2 protein-coding genes and 1 pseudogene are annotated in these 4,777 nt (G+C 56.1%); all 3 read left to right on the forward strand.

The annotated features are described in order from the left end of the window. Window positions 1–363 (forward strand): annotated as a pseudogene (locus BMX17_RS26565) (hypothetical protein); the annotation flags it as partial. A 281-nt stretch (window positions 364–644) separates the two neighbouring features. Next, the gene (locus BMX17_RS24535; protein ID WP_092665184.1) at window positions 645–1,754 is read left to right on the forward strand and encodes a TraC-like domain-containing protein; all 1,110 of its coding nucleotides are present in this window, start codon (window positions 645–647) and stop codon (window positions 1,752–1,754) included. A gap of 284 nt (window positions 1,755–2,038) precedes the next feature. After that, window positions 2,039–4,603, forward strand: coding sequence for a VirB4 family type IV secretion system protein (locus tag BMX17_RS24540; protein ID WP_092665187.1), 2,565 nt, complete (start codon window positions 2,039–2,041; stop codon window positions 4,601–4,603). Window positions 4,604–4,777: the final 174 nt, after the last annotated feature.

The following is a 4,777-nucleotide window of genomic DNA, read 5'->3' on the forward strand; positions in this document are numbered from 1 at the left end:
GGAGAAGCATTAGACAGTCAAGATACCGGAGAAGCATTAGACAGTCAAGATACCAGAGGAAAGGACGCAGATTACCTCACGACCGATATATTCGGGGATACCGAAGCGTCGGGCAGTGAAGATACAGCAGCAACTGACCCTGATCAGCTCGATATAGATCCGACAGATCCCGACCGGTCGCGAAGGCAGATGGAGGGTCCAGATGACTCGGTGAATAGTGATGACCCTGCAGATGACCCAGATCATCTCGACATAGATCCAATAGACCCTGACCGGACACGAGAGCAGATGGAGGGTCCAGATGACTCAGTGGAAAGCGGAGACAGTGAATCCGAAGAAAGCGGGTCTGGAGGGTCAGAATGAGCAAGAAAAGACTCCCAATCAGCAACCGGAGGTCACGGGGGAGGGGGAGAACAGCAGGGAGCGCGATTGGATCACAGCCATGTCAGGCACGTCTCAGTCCACCGAAAGGAACAGCAGATAGTGGCGTCGTGCCCCAGTACACAGACTTTGGGATGCTAGTTTTCGAACAGTGCCATCCCCCTCCCTGACACCCACACATCGCCCATAAGAGCCTGTCAAGGAGCCGTACCACAGCTGACTAAAAGAGATCCGATCCGCCTCAGTAAATCCACCACAGAACAATGTCACGCGCCACGTCACGACCGGACAAGTACGTCATCGAAACGCTCGACCAGCCAACAAAACTTTCACTGATCGACGTCGAGCGAGAGAATCTCTACGTCGTCATCGTGCCGATGATGGCTGGATTCTTGATCGCTCAGGCGTTCGAGTTTGGGCTTGCGGGACTTGCGCTTGCAGTGCTGTTTGGGCTCGCCGGCGTCGCCGTCCTGATCGCAGCCCCTAGTCACCTCACAGGCCCGGAGTGGATTCGCGGGATCGTATATTACGTCAAAGCGCCGAAAGAGACTCATTCAACAGTCGATGCCGCAGTTGAAGCTGATAACTCTCTCAAGCGCGCGATTGAGACGGACGAGGATACCCGCGAATATTCGCAGATTGAGAAACTCTACCCAGAAGATAGCATCATTGAACGGACTGATGGGCAGTTAGTTGGCGGTGTCAGGATCGATCCAGGACCAGTAACGTTCAACGAGGGACAGCGGTTCACCCAGTTAGCCAATCAAGTGACCCAATTCGCACGGAACAGTGCCACCTTCGAGTTCCAGCTGTACGTCACCACCAACGAGTACCCACTCGACGATTATATCGAGAACCTCGAAGACCGCCGAACCGATGCTGACATCCAATCTCAGGAGACGATGCAAGCAATCGTCGACGACCAGATTCGCAACCACCCGCGTATCATCAATGGCGGTGGAAAAGGGATGAAATCCTATTACATTTTCACGTCGGTTTCGTCGTCAGACGTTCTCTCAAACACGAGTAGTACCAGCGAATCCCCCCTCTCGCAACTCTCGAAAGCGCCGGTGGTCGGGAGCTTTGTCCGTGTATTCATGAACGCCTCTGATACAAGCACGACAAGTACTAACAAGAAAGCCAAGTACGATGAACTCCAGGATAGACTCCAGACGATCCAGCAATCCCTTGTTGCGAAGACGCAGGGCTGGGACAGTGAAGAGCTGACGATCGAAGAGTGGTATCTCCAGACGCAGAAGTTCTGGCAGGGCGAAAGTCCCGAATACGCTGATGCTGAGAAACACCTCGGCCAGCGGCCAATGTCGACGCGGGATGAAGGGAATGTCCCCGACGAAGTGGAGGTGGCAAAATGAACGGGGACTCAGGGCTGCTTCCGACTCCGGGTTCGTGTTCTCGGTGGGTCCAGTCCCATCTCGGCCAGAGAGGTGCCACACCGCAGAGAGACACACCAGCATTCGCATCAGGTATTGGGCCGATTCTAACGGTCGCGGTTCTATTAGTCGGCGGGATCAAAATCCCGCGTAAGCAGTGGAACTGGCTGTTTAATTGGCTTCCATCGACATCTGACGCGTGTACTGCCGCCCAGTGTGAAGTGCCACTGAATGGGCTCATTTTCTACGGGCTGGCAGCATTTGCTGTGTTCCTGATCATCCTGGTCCTCTTGTTTGGACGGTCGGGAGATGACGGTCTTGAGGATACGATCGACGACGACCAGCCGGACGGTCCCCTTATCGAAGGCGCAGATGAGGGCGACAATGACGGCGGTAACGAGTCGGACGGAGACGATGATGACGACGACTGGGACATTCCGGAAGACGAGATCCCAGACGATGTTGGCAGCGACACAATTGACGAACTATTCAAAGAGACGGTGACGCGACACAAGGAAACAGTTGCTCCCCCGCCGATCCGGCGGGCTTACAGCTACTTGAAAGCGGGGAGTGTCTATCGGCAGACATTCTATGTGGCACACTGGCCCGATCAGCTGCAGGATGGTATCTTCGGCCAGATGTTCCGTCGCCCTGACCTGAACTTCGATGCCTCATTCCACTTTGAGCCGATCGATCGGCAGCGCGCGATCAGTGACGCCGAAGATCGTGTCGAATCGCTTCAAGCAGACGCAAGCATCACGTCCGAGCAACAGGCCGGCGGCGGTGAGCAGTTCCGTGTTGGTGACACGATGGAAAAGGCCAACCGGACGAGTGACTTCCGAAACGTGCTCAACGACGGCGCTGAACCGTTCTACGTTTCGGGATACTTCTCTGTCACTGCCGACACAAAAGACGATCTCGAGACGAAGTCCGACCAGCTTGTCTCAGAAGCTCAGGACACCGCAAACGTTCAGCTTGAGCCAGTCCACGGTATGCAAGTCCGGGCGCTTGAAGCAACGGCCCCAATCGCTTACAACCAACTCAAATACGAGGCCCCAATGGACGTGCGACGGATCGTTACCGATGCTGGCGTCGGGTCAATTCTGTCTTCCGCGAACGAGTCAAAGCTGATGGAAGACTCCGGCGTTCTCCTGGGGACCCACACCTACAACGGGACGCCAGTCATCAAAGATACTTTCGAGAGCGAAACGAACTACAACTGGGTCGTTATCGGCGACTCCGGGGCTGGGAAGTCCTACTCGCAGAAAGCATGGAACCTGCGTGACAAGGCCGCCAGTGAAGACACGATGCTCATTATCGTCGACCCGATGAGCGGGTTCGACGGAATCGCTTCTGCACTCGGCGGCACTCGAATCGAAGTTGGTGGGTCGAAAGGACTCAACCCACTCGAAATCCGGCAGCCCGAGGGACGGATGGCCGCCGAGGCGACGTCGGGCGATGACCCACTCTCAACCAAGATCAAGGAAGTGATGGGCTACCTCGAAGCCTATGCGAACGAGCAGGGGACTCCGCTCGGAGATCGGCGGCCGGTTCTCAACTCCGCCGTCAAGCAAGCCTACGCGGAAAAAGGCATCACCCGCGATGTGAACACCCACGACGAAGAGAGTCCGACGATGACGGATGTGTTCGACATCCTCCAAGATATGCAGAACAGCCCGGAAGACTACCGGGTCTTCGAGCTGCCATCGGACGCCGACGACTCAAAGCGACAGGAGATGCTTGATCACATCCGAGGGAGCGCCAGTTGGCTGCTCAAAATCTTCCGGCCATGGGTCGACGGTCAGTACGAAAACCTCACACGCGAGACGGAGTTCGACCTTCGCGACGACGACGTCTACTACCTAGACCTCAAGCAGCAGGAATCGACGAACACCTCTGGCGGGAGCCTCATGCTGCAGATTCTGTTCTCGCTGGTCTACGAACGCGCGAAAGAGGTCCCCGACAACGTCATCATGGTCATCGACGAGGCTCACTACCTCATGAGTGATGAGACCTCGATGGACTATCTCAAAACGCGCGTGCGTCACGCGCGACACTATGATATGTCACTGCGGTTCCTCACCCAGGAGGTCTCAGACTTCTTCGGCGGGATGGACGACGGCGGCTCACAGTCCCAGCCGATCCTGAACAACACCTTCATCAAGGTCTTCCTCCGGACGGACGAGGTCGCCGAATACCAGGACCACTTCGATCTGAACGACCGGATGGTCCGGTTCATCGAAAACGCTCGGACCGGGAAATCGGGGAAATACTCCCAAGCGCTCATGACGATCAACAAGCAGCCGTTCCCGATCAACATCCGGACCACACAGACCGAACACGCCGTCGTGGACTTCGACCGGGTCGAAGACGAGATCAGCGACCTGCCCGGCCGGGATGCAGCCAGAGATTCGGAACTCGTCCAGAATATTCGCGAGGAACTCCTGCGGCTGAAATACAACCAACTCACCGGCACCTCATCAATCCAGGATACTGACGCCCTCTCAGACTGGGCCAGTGGAGATGTCGGGAAACTGGCTGCCCTCGACGTTCTCAGTGACGACGAAATCTACCGTATCCTTGAAGAGATCGAGGAAGGGGCACCGGCAGAAGAAGCCGTGTACCGCTCCATCTCGCAGAAACTCCTCACAACACTCTCGCAACTCCCCCAGTCGCTTCGCAGCGGCATTGTGAACTTCGAGGAACAGCGGCTCGCAGAACAGCAGGCAAGTGATCAAGCGGAAGACAACGGCGAGGACCGCGAAGTTGGCGATGATCCAGACTCGTGGGCACTTGCCGATCCCCTTGACGACTCAGACCAATCTGAGTAACCGCTTTCACAGCCTCACACCCCCCACACCCCCACACAAACCATGTCGCTTGAACTAGGATTCCACATGACCGATGGGCCGTACAGTCCGGAAGAATTCATCAAGATCGTCCCATCGACAGAAGAACTCGACCCAGAACGACTCAGCGGAAAAATCGCCGAACTACAGTCCAGT

Origin of the sequence: Halorientalis persicus, assembly GCF_900110215.1 — an archaeon.
Classification (GTDB): domain Archaea; phylum Halobacteriota; class Halobacteria; order Halobacteriales; family Haloarculaceae; genus Halorientalis; species Halorientalis persica.

Bases quoted from the DNA above. Each gene is read 5' to 3' on its own strand.
- BMX17_RS24535 (WP_092665184.1), top strand. From the start codon at position 645: ATGTCACGCGCCACGTCACGACCGGACAAGTACGTCATCGAAACGCTC.